We start from the raw sequence: 1,067 nt of genomic DNA on the forward strand, positions 1-1,067 counted from the left end.
ATATCGGCTCTCGACAGCCCCATGGTCCGCCGAAGCGAGCACGCGCTGCCGGCATTTGACACCCTTGGCGCGCGTTGAATGCGGCGCTCTCGTGAATTGCCTCCGGCCGCCCCAGGACGTCAACTCTATCGTGAGATTGCTGGCCACAACTCGGCAATCGGAAGCGACGTGTTGTATTTMACCTGCTTCAAGGCGAAGCTTGACCTGATATTCGCAACACCAGGGGTGCGCGTCAGTTTATCGAGGATAAAATCCTTGAGCGCGACGGTGTCACGCACGACTACGCGCAACAGATAGTCCGCGTCTCCTGACATAAGATAGCACTCCATCACTTCAGGCAGTCGGCTAACGGTCGTCTCAAACACGTCAAGGACGGGCTCGGACTGCCTTTCCAGTGTGACGTGGATAAAGACGCTGACCGTCCCGCCAAGCTTCTCGGAATCCAGAAGCGCCACATAGTCTTTGACGATGCCGGCGTTTTCGAGCGCCTTGACGCGGGCAAGGCAAGGCGAAGGCGACAGCCCAACGCGTGAGGCGAGCTCGACATTGGTCAGCTTGCTCGATTTTTGAAGCTCCGCAAGTATTTTGCGATCAAAGCCGTCAAGTTTCATTCCATCCCCATTCTATGCTGAAGATCGTAGCGAATGCCGCATGATCTGCCGGACACCACGTATTCCGGGTCATTTCCGGCATAATACGCTTACTGGTTTATGGTACAAGTGTTCTAAATAGGAGGAATGATGATGGATGCCATTTCCAGTCAAACGAACGCACATGCACTGACCGCCGGTGATCCCGATCCGGCCGAGACCTCGGACTGGCTCCAGTCGCTGGAATCCGTCACCAAGACGGAAGGCGGTCGCCGTGCACGTTTCCTGTTGGACGCGCTCGACCGCAGGGCGAAGGAGATCGGTGTCGTCGAGGAAAGCCCTCCTTACTCCCCCTACCGCAACACGATCGAACTCGACAAACAGCCGCCCTTTCCAGGTGATCTGGCCATGGAAGAGCGCATCACCTCGATCATCCGTTGGAACGCATTGGCAATGGTCGTGCGCGCCAACCGCGCC

The 1,067-nt window shown here is 57.0% G+C and carries 1 protein-coding gene and 1 pseudogene; one reads left to right on the forward strand and one right to left on the reverse strand.

Going from position 1 to position 1,067, the window contains the following annotated elements:
* Positions 1 to 125: 125 nt before the first annotated feature.
* Entirely contained in the window at positions 126 to 611 is a 486-nt protein-coding gene (locus AC1D35_RS36355; protein ID WP_113335215.1) for an Lrp/AsnC family transcriptional regulator, read from the reverse strand.
* Between the two features lie 132 nt (positions 612 to 743).
* On the opposite strand from AC1D35_RS36355, the pseudogene AC1D35_RS36360 reads away from it, so the two are divergent.
* Positions 744 to 1,067 (forward strand): annotated as a pseudogene (locus AC1D35_RS36360) (pyruvate dehydrogenase (acetyl-transferring), homodimeric type); the annotation flags it as partial.

It is taken from the genome of Rhizobium sp. P1_E6 (assembly GCF_056405875.1).